This window comes from Vibrio neptunius (assembly GCF_000967495.1).
In the GTDB taxonomy this organism is placed as follows: Bacteria; Pseudomonadota; Gammaproteobacteria; order Enterobacterales; family Vibrionaceae; genus Vibrio; species Vibrio neptunius.
On record NZ_JXXU01000016.1, the window covers coordinates 1 to 18,692 of the forward strand.

An 18,692-nucleotide genomic window follows, 5' to 3' on the forward strand; every position below is an offset into this window, starting at 1 on the left:
CTCCAGCTCTCCAGCTCTCCAGCTTTTTCCGTAGGACGAAGTCCGTTCCGAAATCCCGCATCCACGAAAAAGGGCTAACGTTTTCACGTCAGCCCTTAATATTTTTCGATTCTCTAACGCTTACTCACGCTCGTGTATTGGCGAAAACTCACGCTGAACTTCACCCGTGTAAAGCTGGCGAGGTCGGCCGATACGGTTGAGTGGGTCACTGTGCATTTCGTTCCAATGAGCAATCCAACCAATGGTACGTGATAGCGCGAAGATCACGGTAAACATAGAGACTGGAATACCAATCGCTTTTAGAATGATGCCAGAGTAGAAATCGACATTCGGGTAAAGCTTCTTAGAAACGAAGTACTCGTCAGACAGAGCAATACGCTCAAGCTCCATTGCTACATCAAGCAGTGGATCGTCAATGTTTAGCTCTTTCAATACGTCATGACAAGTTTCGCGCATGACCGTTGCACGTGGGTCATAGTTCTTATAAACACGGTGACCGAAGCCCATTAGGCGGAATGGGTCATCCTTATCCTTCGCACGTTCGATGTACTCAGGAATGTTGTCAACACTACCTATTTCTTCCAACATCTTCAGACAGGCTTCGTTAGCTCCGCCATGTGCAGGACCCCAAAGCGATGCGATACCCGCTGCGATACACGCAAATGGGTTCGCGCCAGATGAGCCGGCTAGACGTACTGTTGACGTTGAAGCGTTTTGCTCATGGTCTGCATGAAGTGTAAAGATCTTATCCATTGCACGAGCCACGACTGGATTCACTTCGTATTCTTCACATGGGTTAGCAAACATCATGTGTAGGAAGTTTTCCGCATAGCTTAGATCGTTGCGTGGGTAGATAAATGGCTGACCGATAGAGTATTTGTAACACATCGCCGCCAGGGTAGGCATTTTTGACAGTAGACGATAAGCCGTGATCTCACGGTGGGTGTCATTATTGATGTCGAGTGAATCGTGATAGAAGGCTGCCAGAGCGCCGACTACACCACACATGACTGCCATTGGGTGAGCGTCGCGACGGAATCCGTGGAAGAAGCTCGCGATTTGCTCGTGTACCATAGTATGGCGGGTGACAGTCTTTTTAAATTGCTCGTATTGTTCTCGTGTAGGGGCTTCACCATAAAGAAGTATGTAGCAAACTTCTAAGTAATCAGCGTTATTAGCTAACTGATCAATAGGATAACCGCGGTGCAAAAGAATGCCCTTGCCACCGTCGATATAGGTGATTTGAGATTCACAGGATGCAGTGGCAAGAAAACCTGGGTCAAACGTGAAATATCCATTTGCTCCAAGTTTACGAACATCAATTACAGGAGTACCAAGGGCACCTTCCATAATTGGCAGTTCGACAGGCGCTTGACCTTCAACGTGAAGGGTCGCTTTCTTATCTGCCATAACAATCTCCTTTGTTTATTATTTAATCCGTCCAGGATGTTTGTGTGACATTTTTGTACGTGTGTTCGTTATCAAAGTCAATTTTTCTCCTCCGACTTGTGCACTTCTTTTGATTTTTTATACGTATAAAGTTAAAAATCTGTTCTGTGTAGCAAAAATTGTTACATCAATTGTGCTAAAATATGTCCAGCCGTATAGTGGCGCCGTAAATTTTGGTGGAAACCTTATAAATTCAAGTCTTGAAACAGATGTGAGGTGATGTTTTAAGGCTTGTTGTTAACAAATATTTTACAAGTTTACTCCGGTTTTTTGCCTGCTTATTGTTAAATAAATGTTAACTTTTGTAGGTTTGCAATCAAATTTCGTTCATAACAATAAATGCTTCAATGGAGCTGAGTGAGCAAGCCCGTGAAAGAAAGAAAGTCAAGACCTGTTAATTTAGATTTGCAGACTATCAACTTTCCGATCACAGCAATCGCATCTATCTTGCACCGAGTTTCAGGTGTAATTACGTTTGTCGCGATCGGGATACTTCTGTGGTTATTATCCATATCCCTGTCTTCCCCTGTAGGTTATGCACAAGCTGTCGATATCGTTGACGGTTTCTTTGCGAAATTTATTTTGTGGGGTATTTTGACGGCTTTGGCCTACCATATAGCAGGTGGTGTTCGTCACTTGCTGATGGATCTGGGTCATTTTGAAGAGCTGGAATCTGGCGCTATGAGCGCTAAGGTTGCATTCGCAGCGACGGCCGTTCTGTCTGTACTTGCGGGGATTCTGGTATGGTAAAACACATTTCATCTTTTGGTCGTAATGGTGTGCACGATTTCCTTTTAATTCGTGCAACAGCAATCATTATGACGCTTTACACTATCTATCTGGTGAGCTTCTGTGCTTTTTCAGATATTTCTTACGTATCTTGGACACAGTTCTTTGGTGGGACTTTTACTAAAGTCTTTACCATGCTTGCGTTGGTATCCGTTCTTATCCACGCTTGGATTGGTCTATGGCAAGTTCTTACAGACTACATCAAATGCGCTAAGCTTCGCGGTTTCCTACAGCTAGGTGTGATTGCAGTGCTATTTGGTTACTTCTTCTCTGGTCTATTTATTCTGTGGGGTGCGTAAGTGTCTATTCCAGTTCGCGAATTTGATGCCGTTGTAATCGGCGCTGGTGGTGCAGGTATGCGTGCTGCACTACAAATCTCTGAGCAAGGCCTTTCATGTGCGTTGCTTTCTAAAGTATTTCCAACACGTTCACATACAGTTTCTGCTCAAGGTGGTATTACGGTCGCGCTAGGTAACGCGCACGAAGATCACTGGGAGCAGCACATGTATGATACGGTCAAGGGTTCTGACTACATCGGTGACCAAGACGCTATCGAATATATGTGTAAGAACGGTCCTGAGTCAGTTATTGAACTAGAGAAAATGGGTCTTCCTTTCTCTCGTTTTGACAACGGTACTATCTACCAGCGTCCTTTCGGCGGTCAGTCAAAGAACTTTGGCGGTGAACAAGCTGCTCGTACAGCTGCTGCAGCTGACCGTACAGGTCACGCGCTTCTTCACACTCTTTATCAACAAAACATCAAACACAAAACAACGGTTTTCTCTGAGTGGTATGCACTTGACCTTGTTAAAAACGAAGATGGTGTTGTTCTAGGTTGTACTGCGCTATGTATGGAAACTGGTGAAGTTTGTTATTTCAAATCAAAAGCAACCATCCTAGCGACGGGTGGTGCGGGTCGTATTTATGCATCGACTACTAACGCTCACATCAACACGGGTGACGGTGTTGGTATGGCGCTGCGTGCAGGCGTACCTATGCAAGACATGGAAATGTGGCAGTTCCACCCGACGGGTATCGCTGGTGCAGGTGTTCTTGTAACTGAAGGTTGTCGTGGTGAAGGTGGTTACCTGCTCAATAAAGACGGTGAGCGCTTCATGGAGCGTTATGCTCCAAACGCGAAAGACCTTGCTGGTCGTGACGTTGTTGCTCGTTCAATGATGATCGAAATTCGTGAAGGTCGCGGCTGCGATGGCCCTTGGGGTCCTCACATTAAACTGAAACTGGATCACCTAGGTAAAGAGACTCTTGAGTCACGTCTACCGGGTGTTTGTGAACTGTCTCGTACGTTTGCACACGTAGACCCAGTTAAAGAGCCGATTCCAGTAATCCCAACATGTCACTACATGATGGGTGGTATCCCAACTCAGGTTTCAGGTCAGGCTATTAAGCAAGACGCAAGCGGTGCAGACGTAGAAGTTCAAGGTCTATTCGCTTGTGGTGAAATCGCATCTGTATCAGTACACGGCGCTAACCGTCTGGGTGGTAACTCACTATTAGACTTGGTTGTATTCGGTCGTGCAACAGGTTTGCACTTAGGTGAAACTCTAGCTAAGCAAGCAGAAGCGAAACCGGCTACTGAAGCAGACATTGAGCGTTCTTTAGAGCGTTACAACCGTTGGGAAAACAGCACTGAGGGTGAAGACCCAGCGCAAATCCGTAAAGATCTACAGCAATGTATGCAAAACAACTTCTCGGTATTCCGTGAGGGTGATGCAATGGCTAAAGGTTTGGAAGAGCTGAAAGTTATCCGTGAACGACTGAAGAATGCTCATCTTGCTGATAAATCAACTGAGTTCAACACACAGCGTATTGAGTGTTTAGAACTAGAGAACTTGATGGAAACTGCCTACGCGACTGCTGTTGCGGCGAACTACCGTACAGAAAGCCGTGGTGCACATGCTCGTTTTGACTTCCCTGACCGTGACGATGCGCAGTGGCTATGTCACTCAATTTACAACCCGGAAACGGAAGCGATGGCGAAGCGCGATGTCAACATGGAACCGATTCATCGTGAAGCGTTTCCGCCTAAAGCACGTACGTACTAAGGAAAGGAGGACATAATTATGAAACTGAATTTCTCTTTGTACCGTTACAACCCAGATGTTGACCAAAAGCCGTACATGAAAGATTACACGCTTGAGGTTGATGAAGGTTCGGACATGATGCTTCTAGATGCATTGATCCTACTGAAAGAGCAAGATCCAAGCATCTCATTCCGTCGCTCTTGCCGTGAAGGTGTTTGTGGTTCTGATGGTCTAAATATGAACGGTAAGAATGGCCTAGCTTGTATTACACCACTTTCTGCATTAAGTGGTGACAAGATAGTCATCCGTCCACTACCAGGTTTGCCTGTTGTTCGTGATTTGATTGTTGATATGACTCAGTTCTACGACAACTACGCGAAAGTGAAGCCATTCTTGATTGATGATGACGCCTTGCCACCATCCCGCGAGAATTTACAGTCTCCTGATGAGCGCGCGCATCTTGATGGGCTCTACGAGTGTATTATGTGTGCATGTTGTACGACTTCGTGCCCATCATTCTGGTGGAACCCTGATAAATTCATTGGTCCTGCTGGCCTGCTGGCTGCTTATCGTTGGCTGATTGATAGCCGCGATACAGCAACAGATGAACGTCTGTCAAATCTTGATGATGCATTTAGCGTTTTCCGTTGCCATGGCATCATGAATTGTGTAAGTGTTTGTCCTAAAGGACTCAACCCAACGAAAGCCATTGGTCACATTAAGACTATGCTGGTCAATCGTTCGGTTTAAATTAATAAAAATTGCCGATCACTTAGGTGGTCGGCTCTTAATAGCTCGGCATAGACCGAAGCAAACGTGAAAACTACTGGTTAAGGGAAAATATGCACAACGGCGTGATGAAGGCATGGCTCGAGTCTTCACACTTGGCTGGCGCCAATGCAACTTATGTAGAAGATCTCTACGAACTGTATCTAAGTGATCCCGATCTGGTAAGTGAGGAATGGAAACGTGTATTTGATGGCTTACCTAAGCCTTCTGAAGAGGTGGCTGAACAGCCTCACTCACGTGTCCGTGACTACTTCCGACGACTCGCTCAAGAAACAAAGCATTACAATGTCCAAGTTAGTGATCCAGATGTCGACGCTAAGCAAGTAAAAGTATTGCAACTTATTAACGCATACCGCTTCCGCGGTCATGAAGCTGCAAAACTTGATCCACTCGGATTATGGCAACGCCCAACTGTGGCGGAGCTAGACCCAACATTCCATACTCTCACCGAAGATGACTTCGAAGAATCATTCAATGTAGGTTCTTTTGCTATTGGTCAAGATACCATGTTGCTAAAAGACATCTACGCTTCTCTGAATAAAATCTACTGTGGTTCTATCGGTGCAGAATACATGCACATGACGAACACTGAACAAAAACGTTGGATCCAGCAACGTTTGGAGTCAGTTGTTGGTCAACCTTCTTTTTCTAAACAAGAAAAACAAGAATTTCTTGAAGAGCTGACGGCCGCTGAAGGTTTGGAGCGTTATCTAGGAGCTAAATTCCCAGGTGCTAAACGTTTCTCGCTAGAAGGGGGGGATGCACTGATACCGATGACAAAAGAATTGATTCGCCACGCTGGTAAAAATGGTATGCGCGAAGTTGTTATTGGTATGGCGCACCGTGGGCGGTTAAATATGCTAGTCAACGTTTTGGGGAAAAAGCCTCAGGATCTGTTTGACGAGTTTGCGGGCAAGCATGATGAAACATGGGGTACTGGTGATGTTAAGTACCATCAGGGCTTCTCTGCAGATTTTGCAACGCCAGGCGGTGATGTTCACCTTGCACTTGCATTTAACCCATCTCACCTTGAGATTGTAAACCCAGTAGTCATTGGTTCCGTCCGTGCTCGTCAGGATCGCCTAGGGGATAATGAAGGTAATACTGTGTTACCTATTACAATTCATGGCGATTCGGCGGTAGCAGGTCAGGGAGTTGTAGCCGAAACCTTCAATATGTCTCAGTCACGCGGCTTCCGTGTTGGCGGTACAGTTCGGATCGTTGTGAACAACCAAGTGGGTTTCACTACGTCAAACCCTAACGACACGCGTTCTACGATGTACTGTACTGATATTGCGAAAATGGTACAGGCACCTATTTTCCATGTGAACGCAGATGACCCTGAAGCTGTGGCTTTTGTTACACGTATTGCGCTTGATTATCGAAACGAGTTCAAGAGCGATGTAGTGATTGACTTAGTGTGTTATCGACGTCATGGCCACAACGAAGCTGACGAGCCAAATGCAACTCAGCCACTGATGTACCAGAAGATTAAAAAGCACCCAACGCCACGCAAGCTATATGCTGATGTATTGATCGAGCGTGGTGACTTTGGCATTGATACCGCAACTCAATTAGTGAACGAATATCGTGATGCGTTAGATCGTGGTGAAGTTGTCGTTAAAGAGTGGCGCCCAATGGCATTGCATTCTGTTGATTGGTCTCCATACCTCGGTCATGACTGGGATGTTAGCTGGGATAGTACTTTTGACAAAGATCGCTTGGTTGAACTTGGTCAGCGTATCTGTCAGTACCCAGAAAGTCACAAATTACAAAGCCGTGTAAACAAGCTTTACAATGATCGCACAGCAATGATCGCTGGCGAAAAAGCGATTGATTGGGGAATGGCCGAAACACTAGCGTATGCGACACTTGTCGATGATGGGAAGCGTATTCGTATTTCTGGGCAGGATTCTGGTCGTGGTACTTTCTTCCACCGTCATTCAGTACTTCACAACCAAACAGATGCAAGCACGTTTGTTCCTTTAGCCAACGTTCATGACAAGCAAGGTCCGTTCGAAGTATACGATTCTGTTTTGTCTGAAGAGGCTGTGCTGGCATTTGAATATGGTTATGCCACGGCAGAGCCAAGTGGTTTGACTATCTGGGAAGCTCAGTTTGGTGATTTTGCCAATGGTGCTCAGGTTGTCATCGACCAATTTATCTCGTCAGGTGAACAAAAATGGGCTCGTTTGTGTGGTTTGACTATGCTTCTTCCTCACGGTTATGAAGGTCAGGGCCCAGAGCACTCTTCCGCACGTTTGGAGCGATACCTACAGCTTTGTGCGGAGCAAAATATGCAGGTTGTCGTGCCATCGACACCCGCTCAGGTGTACCACATGATTCGCCGTCAGGTTGTGCGTCCAATGCGCCGTCCTCTTATCGTGATGTCTCCTAAGTCATTGCTTCGTCATCCTCTATGTACTTCATCGCTTGAAGAGCTTGCGGAAGGTACCTTCCAGCCAGCGATTGCTGAAATAGACAAGTTGGATGCTAAGAAAGTGAAACGTGTTGTTTTTTGTTCGGGTAAGGTGTATTTCGACCTATTAGAACAACGTCGTAACAACGAGCAAGAAGACGTAGCAATTGTGCGTATTGAGCAACTTTACCCATTCCCTCTGGAAGAGGTTAAAGCTGCTATCGAGCAATACACAAATGTAGAAGATTTCGTTTGGTGTCAGGAAGAGCCGCAAAACCAAGGCGCTTGGTACTCAAGCCAACACAACTTCCGTGCTGCTATTCCGGCAGGTGCAGATCTTAAATACGCTGGACGCCCAGCGTCAGCATCACCTGCAGTAGGTTACATGTCAGTACACTTGAAACAACAGAAAGCGTTAGTTGAAGACGCACTTACCGTGAATACAAAAACTTCAGACTAAGAACTAGAAGTTAAAGGAAGAAACAGATATGACAATTGAAATTCTGGTTCCAGATTTACCTGAATCTGTTGCGGACGCGACAGTAGCAACATGGCACAAACAACCAGGTGACGCAGTTGAGCGCGATGAAGTTCTGGTTGATATTGAAACAGATAAAGTTGTGCTAGAAGTACCAGCGCCTGAAGCGGGTGTACTAGAAGCGATTATTGAAGAAGAAGGGGCAACAGTTCTTTCTAAGCAACTGATTGCTAAAATTAAGCCTGGTGCAGTAGCGGGTGAACCAACAAAAGATACGACTGAGGAAGCAGAAGCGTCTCCAGATAAACGCCATAAAGCTTCTCTAAACGAAGAAAGCAACGATGCATTAAGCCCAGCAGTTCGTCGCCTGCTTGCAGAGCACAACTTGGAAGCAAGCCAAGTTAAGGGGACTGGTGTTGGCGGTCGTATTACGCGCGAAGATATTGAAGCGCATCTTGCGAATGCCAAAGCGGCACCGAAAGCCGATGCTCCTGTAGCCGCAGCACCTGCAGCTGCCCGTAGTCAGAAACGTGTACCAATGACTCGTCTACGTAAGACGGTGGCTAACCGTCTGCTAGAAGCGAAGAACAGCACGGCAATGCTAACGACGTTCAATGAAGTCAACATGAAGCCAATCATGGATCTTCGTAAGCAGTATAAAGACCAGTTCGAAGAGCGTCACGGTATCCGTTTAGGCTTCATGTCTTTCTACGTGAAAGCCGTAACTGAAGCACTCAAACGTTATCCAGAAGTGAATGCATCTATCGACGGTGATGATATCGTTTACCACAACTACTTCGACATTAGCATGGCGGTATCTACGCCACGTGGTCTTGTCACTCCGGTTCTTAAAGACTGTGACACTCTTGGTTTTGCTGACGTAGAAAAAGGCATCAAAGAGTTAGCAATCAAAGGTCGTGACGGCAAGCTTACTGTTGACGAGCTAATTGGTGGTAACTTCACTATTACTAACGGCGGTGTGTTTGGTTCACTAATGTCTACGCCAATCATCAATCCACCACAATCTGCAATTCTTGGTATGCACAAAATCCAAGAGCGCCCGATGGCTGTTGATGGCAAAGTAGAAATTCTACCAATGATGTATCTAGCATTATCCTATGACCACCGCCTGATTGATGGTCGTGAGTCTGTGGGCTTCCTAGTGACAATCAAGGAACTATTAGAAGATCCAGCTCGTTTACTGCTAGATGTGTAATGAACTCAGGCACCTAAGGGACGGTTCTCTTAGGCGCTAAAAGTTTTAGGCTGAGCTGCTCAACGCTCAGCCTTCATTTGGAGTGCTAGTTAAGCTAACAGCTAGTGTTTTATTTGAGAAGACCCTACAGACGTTAGATTGTTTTGATCAAAACGTCATGGACATAATAATCCCTCAAGGGAAAACAAACGGAATAACAAAATGAATTTGCATGAATACCAAGCCAAACAGCTGTTTGCAGAATTCGGTTTGCCTGTACCGGAAGGCTATGCGTGTGATACCCCTCAAGAAGCTTTCGAAGCGGCGGGTCGCATTAGCACAGAGAAAAAAGTTGTTAAATGTCAGGTTCACGCTGGTGGTCGCGGTAAAGCGGGCGGTGTCGAGCTGCATGACACAAAAGATGGCGTAAAAGAATTTGCGCAAAAATGGCTAGGTAAGAATCTGGTAACTTACCAAACAGATGCAAATGGTCAGCCTGTCACGAAAATTCTTGTAGAAGAAGCTTCAAATATCGCTAACGAACTTTACCTTGGTGCGGTTGTTGACCGCGCAACTCGTAAAGTTGTATTCATGGCATCGACTGAAGGTGGTGTTGAAATCGAGAAAGTTGCAGAAGAGACTCCAGAGTTGATTCACAAAGCAGCCATCGATCCACTAGTCGGTCCTCAGGCTTATCAAGGTCGTGAGCTAGCATTCAAGCTAGGTCTTGAAGGTGACCAAATCAAACAATTTGTTAAGATCTTCATGGGTCTTGGCAACATGTTCTCTCAGTACGACCTTGCTCTTCTAGAGATTAACCCTCTTGTCATTACTGGTGAAGGCAACTTGCTATGCCTTGACGGTAAGATCAACATCGATTCAAACGCGATGTACCGTCAGCCTAAGCTACGCGAAATGCATGATCCTTCGCAAGAAGATGAGCGTGAAGCACACGCAGCACAGTGGGAACTGAACTACGTAGCACTAGACGGCAATGTTGGCTGTATGGTTAACGGTGCAGGTCTGGCAATGGGTACGATGGATATCGTAAACCTACACGGCGGTAAGCCAGCTAACTTCCTAGACGTAGGTGGCGGCGCAACTAAAGAGCGTGTAGCAGAAGCATTCAAGATCATCCTATCTGATGACAATGTAAAAGCAGTACTCGTAAACATCTTCGGCGGTATCGTTCGTTGTGACATGATCGCAGAAGGTATTATTGGTGCAGTTAAAGAGGTAGGTGTAAGCGTACCAGTTGTTGTTCGTCTTGAAGGTACTAACGCAGACCTAGGTCGCGAAGTTCTTGCTAATTCTGATGTTGATATCATCGCTGCTGAGTCACTAACTGACGCAGCTCAGAAAGTTGTTGCTGCTGCGGAGGGCAAATAATGTCTGTACTAATTAATAAAGACACCAAAGTAATCTGTCAGGGTTTCACTGGTGGTCAAGGTACTTTCCACTCTGAGCAAGCTATCGCATACGGCACACAGATGGTTGGTGGTGTATCCCCAGGTAAAGGTGGCCAAACTCACCTAGGTCTTCCTGTATTCAACACTGTACGTGAAGCAGTAGAAGCAACTGGCGCCACTGCAACAGTTATCTACGTTCCAGCACCTTTCTGTAAAGATGCAATCCTAGAAGCGATTGATGCGGGTATCGAGCTTATCGTAACGATCACTGAAGGTATTCCAACAACAGATATGATCGACGTGAAAGTGAAGCTAGAAGAAACTGGCGTTCGCATGATCGGTCCTAACTGTCCAGGTCTAATCACTCCTGACGAGTGTAAGATTGGTATCATGCCTGGTCACATCCACAAGAAAGGTAAAGTTGGTATCGTTTCTCGCTCTGGTACTCTTACGTATGAAGCGGTTAAGCAGACGACAGACGAAGGCTTCGGTCAGTCTACTTGTGTTGGTATCGGTGGCGACCCAATTCCAGGTTCAAACTTCATTGATATCCTAAAACTGTTCCAAGAAGATCCAGAAACTGAAGCAATCGTAATGATTGGCGAAATCGGTGGTACAGCTGAAGAAGAAGCAGCAGCGTTCATCAAAGAGAACGTCACTAAGCCAGTGGTTTCTTACATCGCTGGTGTAACGGCTCCTCCAGGTAAACGTATGGGCCACGCTGGTGCAATCATCTCTGGCGGTAAGGGTACTGCGGAAGACAAGTTTGCAGCACTAGAAGCAGCTGGCGTTAAGACGGTTAAGTCTCTAGCAGACATCGGTAAAGGTCTGCGTGAAGTAACAGGTTGGTAATTCGCCAATTTGTCTAAACAAAAAAGGCTTGGCATTGCGCCAAGCCTTTTCTATATAGGGTCATATCAGCGAGGCAAACTCAGTTACGAGTTCTCAATCTTCTTTTCTAATAGCGCCACCCTAGCGGTCAACTCAGCGACTTGTTTTTCCAGCTCAGTAATTCTGCATGCATCATTAGTTGTCTTAGCGGCAACTTCTACCTTAGGAACACGGTTAGCACTTTTCCAGCTTTTAATGGTTGTGATAAGAGCAGGCATAGGGATGACTGTACTAAGGCGTGCTTTCACCAAGGCGACGGTTGGCTCTTTCCCCTCTTTTCGGAGCTGTTCTAAAATTTCTTTAAGCTCCTGACTAACTTCTTGAGTGAGCATATGACCTCCTTGAATGCGTTTAGCGTCATGATACTCAACGCAACCAGGGAATGCGAATAGAAAATATACGCTGCCAATGTGCGAAATATCTTACGATTAGTGTGCGATAAAACGGTCTTACACTGGTGTGATAAACGCATTGTCATTTTATGTTTTTGAATTTATTAGATATTAAATCTAATAGACGTATTGATGTCACCAGTGTATTGGTTTATCACATTGCTGATAGCAAGAGGTAGGGTAGATTAATGAGTGTTGGACGGGATGCTGACACGGAACAAAGGATACTGTAGGGATGCAGCTACTGATGGGAACTCAGTACTAAGGAACGGATAGGGCCCCTCTGGGAAGAGGTGCGACAGTATCAGGATGATACAGGACACCGCTAAGGGAAAAAGTAACGTGTGTTAACAGTTTAGGTAGCTATCAGGACGATTAGGACTAAGCCAAGATAACACTAAAGGACTCAGTGACTATTAAGCAAGAGGCATGGAGCCCTTTTTGTGGCCGGACTGCTACGAGTAAGACTACAGCCCCGATATTCGCGTATTGGGGCTTTTCTTTAACCTTAGGCATAACTCACACTAACAACGTCAAAATAACAATCTAGATCAATAACTAAACTTATCAGTTAGTATAACTTTTCAGCTTTGTTTCTGTGTTTGTAAACAAATATTAGCCCCTGTTCTTCGGGGGCATGCTGTCAATAAGGATGTGTTGTGACTATCGTAACTCGCCGAACATTACTGGTGCCATACAATGAATCATTGCAGTCAGAATTCTTGATGTTGAACTGTTGTGCCAAGAATCGAGCTGAGATGAATGGACCGCACACGGTTTCTTCAGCAAAACAGCTTTTCCAGCAAGTGTTACATGATCATACCATTTATACCTTAGCTGTCTTAGACAGCCACTCGCGAGAATACATCGGGCATGTCTTTATCTATCATTTGGATAGTGGGCCAGAGCTAGGTTATATTTTTGATAAAGCCTACTGGGGAAAGGGGTATGCCAGTGAAGTGCTGAAGGCCTTTTTCCCGAAGGCGGTGCGCGATCTCAACTTAACTCGTGTGTCAGCAACTGCTAACATTGGGCACATTGCATCGATTCGTATTCTAAGCAAACTGGGTTTTGAGCTTTGCGGTCAAAACCGTGATGCATTTGGTCCGTATAATGAGTATGTGTTTACATCCGATGAGGTGGTAGATCGACCTTCATCAGTCGAAAGCCTTGCATGATTAACTTGCCTTGGTAGCAGTCATCACCAAGTGATGAAAATTCAAATTGGTAAACAGAGTGCCAACGCCAGATTCCGTCTGGCGTTTTCAGTTTATGACCTTTTAGCGCGACGCTAATCAGCTGCAGATCGAGCTGTTTACATTTGCTGGCCGCGATGGATTTGGCTAGCTCAGCTTGCCTTCTTTGTTGCCAGAATAAAAAACAGCCGAATGCCAATCCTAGAATGGCTATAAGGTCACCGATCATCTTTTAGCCCTTAGTCGCTTGCTGAAGTTTTACCAGCGCCTCAGCCAACTCTTTAGATGGTGCAGAATGAAGCAGGGGCAGTAACACCATCCTCAATTCCGGCAGCATCACCAGATCGGCAAACAGTTGATTAAATAGCGCCTGATTACCTGTCTGAGCTAAACGCAGAAGAAATTGCTGTGCAAGCTGTGGGTCACTGAGAAGGTGCCAACTGCGGCCTGCAATGCCAATCAACACCTCTTGATGGCTGAGGCGAGGAGAGGCAAGAATTTTGTTGAGTATCACGCCTGAATACGAAGAGTTAGCTCCAGACAGTGCTCGTGCGAGAGCGCCAAGCAGGAAGATATCAGGATCATTGCTGTCTATCTGCTCAAGGGCTATTTCCTGTATTCGCTCTGCCAGCTTATCTGGTAAAGGAGTGTGTTCCAGTGCCCCGAGCAAGGCATAAAGCGGTTCATGAGGCAGGTGCTTTAAAGCTTTACGTAAGTTGACGCCATTTTGGTTTTGCCCAAGGCGTGCACAAATATCGGTTACACCTTGAAGGCCGACGGTCTGCCATTTATCCCAGCCGAGACCACCAGAGAAATAGTGCTGAGCATGCTCATAGTACTGACTGCATGGCAAGTCGAGTTGAGCTCTTATTTGACTGTGGAACACAGCCATTTTATCTTCAGCAGGCTTATAGGTATAAGGGTTATTCGATAGTTTTTGTTGCTGTTCTTCGGTCATTTCCTGACTTAAGCGCGTCCCCATTGCTTCAACAACATATTTAATGAAGTTGCCCACGTCAGCTTGTTTTAATAGACCACGTTCATCCAATTCAAACTTTAAGAACCAAATCCAAGGTTGCCTATGTTCATTCCAGTAAGCAATTGCGAGATGCGCTTTACGCTGTAAAGGGTACGGATAGGGCTGAAAACCTTTCTCTACATCGACAAACACTTTGTTGTCAATATTCTTTATTCGGCGCCCTAGGTCGTAAACCTGATATTGGCATTCGCTATTGGTTAATAACTGACTGAGAGTATGAATGGTGTCCATTGCTGAATAGTCCTAACTTTCTTTCCTCTATAAATGGTACTCTTATGCTTAATTTCAAGGTTTCCACTCAGTTTTATGACAAAAGAACAGCAAATAGTACCACTTCTCGACCAGTTACCCTCTGTCATGCGTGAGCTAAAACTGTGGCAACACAGCAAGCCTTCTGAGCAAGCGCTACAAAGCGTTGAACCTTTTTCTGTTGATACGCTAAAACCAGAGCAATGGCTGCAATGGGTATTCCTACCCCAAATGGCCTATCTTCTTGAGCAGAATATGCCTTTACCCACAGGCTTTGCTATCACGCCTTACTTTGAAGAGTGTTGGAAAGAGCATGGGGGATATGCTCCATTGCTTGATTTACTTAGAGCAATAGACGAGGCCTGTGCATGATGTTAGATATTGTTTTCCAGGACGAGTACTTTGTTGCTGTCAACAAACCTGCAGGAATGCTGGTTCATCGTAGTTGGTTAGATAAACACGAAACTCAGTTTGTGATGCAGACACTACGTGACCAAATTGGTCAGCATGTTTTTCCACTTCATCGCCTTGATCGACCGACATCAGGTGTACTGATTTTTGCTTTGTCGAGTGATGTGGCTTCTCAAGTGATGCCGATGTTTGCTAACCATGAAATGGTTAAAACCTATCACGCCGTAGTGCGCGGTTGGATTGAAGAAGCTGGAAGATTAGATTACGCCTTAAAAGTTGAGCTGGATAAGATAGCTGATAAGCACGCAAGCCAAGAAAAGGAAGCTCAGGAGGCAATCACGGATTATTGTCCATTGGCCAAAACAGAGATCCCTTATTCAACAGGGAAGTTTCCCACAACACGCTACTGTTTGATGGAGCTAAAGCCGCTGACTGGGCGTAAACATCAACTCAGACGCCATATGGCTCATCTCCGTCATCCGATAGTTGGTGATACTACTCACGGCGATGGCAAGCACAACAAGCTGTTTAGAGAAGTCTATGACTCTCACCGCTTGCTTTTGCATGCCTCAAGATTAGAGTTTGTGCATCCGTTTACTAAACAGACGGTACTGATTAAAGCGAAGGTCGATGACACATGGCAGAAGATTTGCGATGAGTTTGCTTGGCAGATGCCTGAATAGAATGAAAAAAGCTCTCGGAAAGAGAGCTTTTTAGCCGTAATGTAGGTAGGACTAAGAGAGTGGCGCTTATTTATCGATATAGTCTCTAATCGACCGTTCAATACCCACAGCATCTAACCCTAGCGCTTGATGCAGCTCATCTTGAGTTCCTTGAGCAATGAATTGGTCAGGAAGGCCTAAATTCAGTACGGGTTTAATGAGTTTTTCTTGCATCATAAACTCGATCACGCCAGCACCAGCACCGCCTGCAATGGCATTTTCTTCTAATGTGACAATCACATCATGCTCATCAACAAGCTGTTTGATCAAAGCTTCATCAAGTGGTTTGACAAAACGCATATCAGCGACAGTGGCATTGAGTTTTTCGGCCGCTTCAAGTGCATTGCCTAAGAAGGTACCGAAGCTGAGAATCGCCACTTTTTCACCTTTTCGTACGACTCGGCCTTTGCCAATTTCTAACGCAGTGAAATCTTGCTTAATTTCAGTTCCGATGCCACTGCCACGAGGGTAACGTACAGCACTTGGCCCTGTGTGCTTATGACCTGTGTAGAGCATTTGGCGACATTCGTTCTCATCGCTTGGCGCCATGATGACCATGTTTGGAATACAGCGCATAAAGCTCAGATCAAAGGCGCCTTGGTGAGTCTGACCATCAGCACCTACTAATCCAGCACGGTCAATTGCAAACATGACTGGTAGATCCATGATGGCGATGTCGTGAATCAACTGGTCATAACCGCGTTGAAGGAAAGTGGAGTATATCGCGACAATCGGATGGTTGCCTGAAATCGCCATACCTGTCGCCAATGTGACGGCATGTTGCTCGGCGATTGCGACATCAAAGTACTGCTGTGGGTACTCTTTGGAGAAGCGAACCATGCCGGAACCTTCACGCATCGCTGGTGTGATGGCCATTAATTTAGGGTCCTGAGCGGCCATATCACACAGAAAATCACCGAAAATTTTGGAGAAGGTTGGTTTATTGCCGTTACTCTTTGGCAATGAAGTATGGGCAGGGTCGAATTTAGGAACGCCGTGATAACCGATAGGATCTTTCTCAGCAGGCTCGTAACCTTTGCCTTTTTTCGTCATGATATGAAGAAACTGCGGACCTTTTAGTTCACGCATGTTCTTCAATGTTTTGACCAGTTCGCTAACATCGTGACCGTCAACTGGTCCAATGTAGTTAAAACCCAACTCTTCAAACAGGGTGCCGGGTACGACCATGCCTTTAAGATGCTCTTCAGTGCGGCGAACCAATTCTTTGATTGGTGGAACGCCTGACAGTACTTTTTTTCCGCCTTCACGAATCGAGGTGTAGAGGCTGCCAGAAAGCACCTGAGCAAGGTGGTTATTCAGTGCTCCGACGTTTTCAGAGATCGACATCTCGTTGTCATTCAGTACGACTAGCATGTCTGAATGAACGTCACCTGCGTGGTTCATAGCTTCAAATGCCATACCTGCGGTAATGGCACCATCACCAATCACGCTGACCACTTTGCGATTTTCACCTTCTTTTTCTGCACTGATTGCCATTCCTAGCGCAGCGCTGATAGAGGTTGATGAGTGGCCGACAGATAGCGTGTCATACTCACTTTCTTCGCGCCAAGGAAAAGGGTGCAGCCCGTCTTTCTGGCGGATAGTCGACATTTGATCGCGACGACCAGTCAGGATTTTGTGTGGGTAGGCCTGATGGCCAACATCCCAAACCAGTTGATCAAACGGAGTGTTGTAAACATAGTGAAGCGCCACAGTAAGCTCCACTGTACCCAGGCCAGAGGCGAGGTGACCACTGGACTGACTGACAGAGTTCAATAAGTAGGTGCGTAATTCGTCACACAGCGTGGGTAATGCTTCCTTGGGAAGGCTACGCAGCTCGTCTGGTGTATTTGCCAGAGCCAGTGTTGGATATTTTGAAATATCAAGAGTCATATAAATGCGCGCTTTTAGTTTAGTTCTTGCGTTCGATGACGTATCGGGCGAACTCTTCGAGTAATTCTGTATTGTATGGGATTGCTTCTAAAGCTTGAAGCGCTTCCGTTAACAGAGTGTGAGCTTTGTTAACAGCGCCATCTAAACCAAGCAGTGCAGGATAGGTACTTTTGCCTAAGTCCTGATCAGAACCTTGAGGTTTACCTAAGGTCTCTGTGTCACTGATAATATCTAAAATGTCGTCTTGAACCTGAAACGCTAGGCCAATTGCGTCGGCAAACTGGTCTAACTGAGGTAAGACTTCAGAGCCTTTTTGCCCAGCAGCAAGCGCTCCAAGTCGGATTGCACATTTCATTAGTGCACCGGTTTTATTACGGTGAATATTTTCCAACTCTGCAAGCGATACCTTTTGACCTTCTGCCGCTAGGTCCAAAGCTTGTCCCAGGCACATACCATTAGCACCGGATGCTTCTGCCAGTGCTTTCACCATCTTTATACGATAGTTTTCCGCTTCAGGACTCAATTCGCCATCGGCAAGAATAGTAAATGCCAAAGTTTGTAGGGCATCGCCAGTCAGGATAGCTGTGGCTTCATCGAATTTGATATGGCAGGTTGGTTGTCCGCGACGAAGCTCATCATCGTCCATCGCAGGTAAATCATCATGGATAAGCGAGTATGCATGGATGCATTCAATCGCCGATGCTGGGGTATCTAACTCTTCCATTTTACAGCCCAACATCTGGCCTGTGATATAGACCAGAAACGGGCGTGCGCGTTTTCCACCTAATAGCAGGCCGTAGCGCATGGCTTCAATCAGAGGCTGTTCCTGATGAGGAAGCTGGTTTAACCAGCGCTCTAATTGTCGATTGTTTCTTTGTTGTAGAGAGGTTAACGCCTCGTGCATAGCAGCAATTCTTCTGTGGTAATTATTCTGGCTGAGTAGAGAACTCTGAAAGCGGGGTTTCATCGTCGTTCTGAAGTAAGATGCTGACGCGTTGTTCTGCATCGCTGAGCTTATTCTGGCCTTCGCGAGCCAGTGCGATACCACGTTCGAACTTTTTCAGTGCGTCATCAAGAGCCAGATCACCGTTTTCAAGGTGTTCAACAATAGAGTCGAGTTCTTCAATTGCTGCCTCAAAGGACATGTTTTCAGGTTTCTTGCTCGCCATAATATTTCTACATTTGAAAAGATGCACGAAACTTACCTTAGCAGGTAATGATGGTCAAATTTAACCGAGGAAAATTGACAGAAAAATCGAGGTGGCGCGGTCAATATTATCTTATAAAGGTCACGCCACGGCTTTAGTCTGGTTTACTATGTCGCTA

The 18,692-nt window shown here is 45.8% G+C and carries 18 protein-coding genes; 11 read left to right on the forward strand and 7 right to left on the reverse strand.

The window, feature by feature from the left end; translation table 11 throughout:
• Positions 1 to 120: 120 nt before the first annotated feature.
• Positions 121 to 1,410: a citrate synthase gene (locus TW84_RS05815; protein ID WP_045974714.1), complete on the reverse strand. Its 1,290-nt coding sequence runs from the start codon at positions 1,408 to 1,410 to the stop codon at positions 121 to 123.
• Between the two features lie 396 nt (positions 1,411 to 1,806).
• Here TW84_RS05815 and sdhC point away from each other — a divergent pair, with 396 nt between their 5' ends.
• From sdhC to sucD, 8 genes are all read left to right on the forward strand, one after another.
• Positions 1,807 to 2,199 carry a succinate dehydrogenase cytochrome b556 subunit gene (sdhC, locus tag TW84_RS05820; protein ID WP_045974715.1) on the forward strand — a complete coding sequence of 131 codons (393 nt, stop codon included), beginning with the start codon at positions 1,807 to 1,809 and terminating at the stop codon, positions 2,197 to 2,199.
• On the forward strand, positions 2,193 to 2,537 hold the full coding sequence (gene sdhD / locus TW84_RS05825) for a succinate dehydrogenase, hydrophobic membrane anchor protein (RefSeq protein ID WP_045974716.1): 345 nt from the start codon (positions 2,193 to 2,195) through the stop codon (positions 2,535 to 2,537). The genes sdhC and sdhD overlap by 7 nt, the downstream gene beginning before the upstream one ends.
• The gene (gene sdhA / locus TW84_RS05830) at positions 2,538 to 4,304 is read left to right on the forward strand and encodes a succinate dehydrogenase flavoprotein subunit (RefSeq protein WP_045974717.1); all 1,767 of its coding nucleotides are present in this window, start codon (positions 2,538 to 2,540) and stop codon (positions 4,302 to 4,304) included.
• 18 nt (positions 4,305 to 4,322) lie between these two features.
• Positions 4,323 to 5,033, forward strand: coding sequence for a succinate dehydrogenase iron-sulfur subunit (locus tag TW84_RS05835; RefSeq protein WP_045974718.1), 711 nt, complete (start codon positions 4,323 to 4,325; stop codon positions 5,031 to 5,033).
• A gap of 92 nt (positions 5,034 to 5,125) precedes the next feature.
• Positions 5,126 to 7,951 carry a 2-oxoglutarate dehydrogenase E1 component gene (gene sucA / locus TW84_RS05840; protein ID WP_045974719.1) on the forward strand — a complete coding sequence of 942 codons (2,826 nt, stop codon included), beginning with the start codon at positions 5,126 to 5,128 and terminating at the stop codon, positions 7,949 to 7,951.
• A gap of 28 nt (positions 7,952 to 7,979) precedes the next feature.
• Positions 7,980 to 9,185, forward strand: coding sequence for a 2-oxoglutarate dehydrogenase complex dihydrolipoyllysine-residue succinyltransferase (gene odhB, locus TW84_RS05845; RefSeq protein ID WP_045974720.1), 1,206 nt, complete (start codon positions 7,980 to 7,982; stop codon positions 9,183 to 9,185).
• A gap of 201 nt (positions 9,186 to 9,386) precedes the next feature.
• On the forward strand, positions 9,387 to 10,553 hold the full coding sequence (gene sucC / locus TW84_RS05850) for an ADP-forming succinate--CoA ligase subunit beta (protein ID WP_004744517.1): 1,167 nt from the start codon (positions 9,387 to 9,389) through the stop codon (positions 10,551 to 10,553).
• Positions 10,553 to 11,425, forward strand: coding sequence for a succinate--CoA ligase subunit alpha (gene sucD / locus TW84_RS05855; RefSeq protein WP_006881309.1), 873 nt, complete (start codon positions 10,553 to 10,555; stop codon positions 11,423 to 11,425). Before sucC ends, sucD begins: the two co-directional genes overlap by 1 nt.
• Before the next feature lie 83 nt (positions 11,426 to 11,508).
• Here the strand turns inward: sucD and TW84_RS05860 are convergent, their stop codons facing one another.
• The gene (locus tag TW84_RS05860; RefSeq protein WP_045974721.1) at positions 11,509 to 11,796 is read right to left on the reverse strand and encodes a hypothetical protein; all 288 of its coding nucleotides are present in this window, start codon (positions 11,794 to 11,796) and stop codon (positions 11,509 to 11,511) included.
• Between the two features lie 719 nt (positions 11,797 to 12,515).
• On the opposite strand from TW84_RS05860, the gene TW84_RS05865 reads away from it, so the two are divergent.
• Complete coding sequence (locus TW84_RS05865; protein ID WP_045974722.1) at positions 12,516 to 13,034, forward strand: GNAT family N-acetyltransferase; 519 nt, start codon at positions 12,516 to 12,518, stop codon at positions 13,032 to 13,034.
• On the opposite strand, the gene TW84_RS05870 is transcribed toward TW84_RS05865, so the two are convergent.
• Both TW84_RS05870 and TW84_RS05875 read right to left on the reverse strand, forming a co-directional pair.
• Positions 12,982 to 13,281, reverse strand: a complete 300-nt coding sequence (locus tag TW84_RS05870; protein WP_045974723.1) for a DUF3301 domain-containing protein — start codon at positions 13,279 to 13,281, stop codon at positions 12,982 to 12,984. The genes TW84_RS05865 and TW84_RS05870 overlap by 53 nt on opposite strands.
• A 3-nt stretch (positions 13,282 to 13,284) precedes the next feature.
• Positions 13,285 to 14,322 carry a DUF3549 family protein gene (locus tag TW84_RS05875; RefSeq protein WP_045974724.1) on the reverse strand — a complete coding sequence of 346 codons (1,038 nt, stop codon included), beginning with the start codon at positions 14,320 to 14,322 and terminating at the stop codon, positions 13,285 to 13,287.
• A 75-nt stretch (positions 14,323 to 14,397) separates the two neighbouring features.
• Between TW84_RS05875 and TW84_RS05880 the strand changes: the two genes are divergently transcribed.
• Both TW84_RS05880 and truC read left to right on the forward strand, forming a co-directional pair.
• The gene (locus TW84_RS05880) at positions 14,398 to 14,712 is read left to right on the forward strand and encodes a YqcC family protein (RefSeq protein ID WP_045974725.1); all 315 of its coding nucleotides are present in this window, start codon (positions 14,398 to 14,400) and stop codon (positions 14,710 to 14,712) included.
• Entirely contained in the window at positions 14,712 to 15,434 is a 723-nt protein-coding gene (truC, locus tag TW84_RS05885) for a tRNA pseudouridine(65) synthase TruC (RefSeq protein WP_045974784.1), read from the forward strand. Before TW84_RS05880 ends, truC begins: the two co-directional genes overlap by 1 nt.
• Positions 15,435 to 15,500: 66 nt before the next feature.
• On the opposite strand, the gene dxs is transcribed toward truC, so the two are convergent.
• The 3 genes from dxs to xseB are packed head-to-tail and all read right to left on the reverse strand — an operon-like array spanning position 15,501 to position 18,535.
• Entirely contained in the window at positions 15,501 to 17,366 is a 1,866-nt protein-coding gene (dxs, locus tag TW84_RS05890) for a 1-deoxy-D-xylulose-5-phosphate synthase (RefSeq protein WP_045974726.1), read from the reverse strand.
• A 19-nt stretch (positions 17,367 to 17,385) separates the two neighbouring features.
• A complete protein-coding gene (gene ispA, locus TW84_RS05895) occupies positions 17,386 to 18,270 on the reverse strand; it encodes a (2E,6E)-farnesyl diphosphate synthase (RefSeq protein ID WP_045974727.1) in 885 nt (294 codons plus the stop codon).
• Positions 18,271 to 18,292: 22 nt separating this feature from the next.
• On the reverse strand, positions 18,293 to 18,535 hold the full coding sequence (xseB, locus tag TW84_RS05900; RefSeq protein ID WP_045974728.1) for an exodeoxyribonuclease VII small subunit: 243 nt from the start codon (positions 18,533 to 18,535) through the stop codon (positions 18,293 to 18,295).
• Positions 18,536 to 18,692 lie beyond the last annotated feature (157 nt).

Bases quoted from the DNA above. Each gene is read 5' to 3' on its own strand.
- TW84_RS05815 (WP_045974714.1), bottom strand. From the start codon at position 1,410: ATGGCAGATAAGAAAGCGACCCTTCACGTTGAAGGTCAAGCGCCTGTC.
- sdhD (WP_045974716.1), top strand. From the start codon at position 2,193: ATGGTAAAACACATTTCATCTTTTGGTCGTAATGGTGTGCACGATTTC.
- TW84_RS05835 (WP_045974718.1), top strand. From the start codon at position 4,323: ATGAAACTGAATTTCTCTTTGTACCGTTACAACCCAGATGTTGACCAA.
- sucA (WP_045974719.1), top strand. From the start codon at position 5,126: ATGCACAACGGCGTGATGAAGGCATGGCTCGAGTCTTCACACTTGGCT.
- odhB (WP_045974720.1), top strand. From the start codon at position 7,980: ATGACAATTGAAATTCTGGTTCCAGATTTACCTGAATCTGTTGCGGAC.
- sucC (WP_004744517.1), top strand. From the start codon at position 9,387: ATGAATTTGCATGAATACCAAGCCAAACAGCTGTTTGCAGAATTCGGT.
- sucD (WP_006881309.1), top strand. From the start codon at position 10,553: ATGTCTGTACTAATTAATAAAGACACCAAAGTAATCTGTCAGGGTTTC.
- TW84_RS05860 (WP_045974721.1), bottom strand. From the start codon at position 11,796: ATGCTCACTCAAGAAGTTAGTCAGGAGCTTAAAGAAATTTTAGAACAG.
- TW84_RS05870 (WP_045974723.1), bottom strand. From the start codon at position 13,281: ATGATCGGTGACCTTATAGCCATTCTAGGATTGGCATTCGGCTGTTTT.
- TW84_RS05875 (WP_045974724.1), bottom strand. From the start codon at position 14,322: ATGGACACCATTCATACTCTCAGTCAGTTATTAACCAATAGCGAATGC.
- TW84_RS05880 (WP_045974725.1), top strand. From the start codon at position 14,398: ATGACAAAAGAACAGCAAATAGTACCACTTCTCGACCAGTTACCCTCT.
- truC (WP_045974784.1), top strand. From the start codon at position 14,712: ATGTTAGATATTGTTTTCCAGGACGAGTACTTTGTTGCTGTCAACAAA.
- dxs (WP_045974726.1), bottom strand. From the start codon at position 17,366: ATGACTCTTGATATTTCAAAATATCCAACACTGGCTCTGGCAAATACA.
- ispA (WP_045974727.1), bottom strand. From the start codon at position 18,270: ATGCACGAGGCGTTAACCTCTCTACAACAAAGAAACAATCGACAATTA.
- xseB (WP_045974728.1), bottom strand. From the start codon at position 18,535: ATGGCGAGCAAGAAACCTGAAAACATGTCCTTTGAGGCAGCAATTGAA.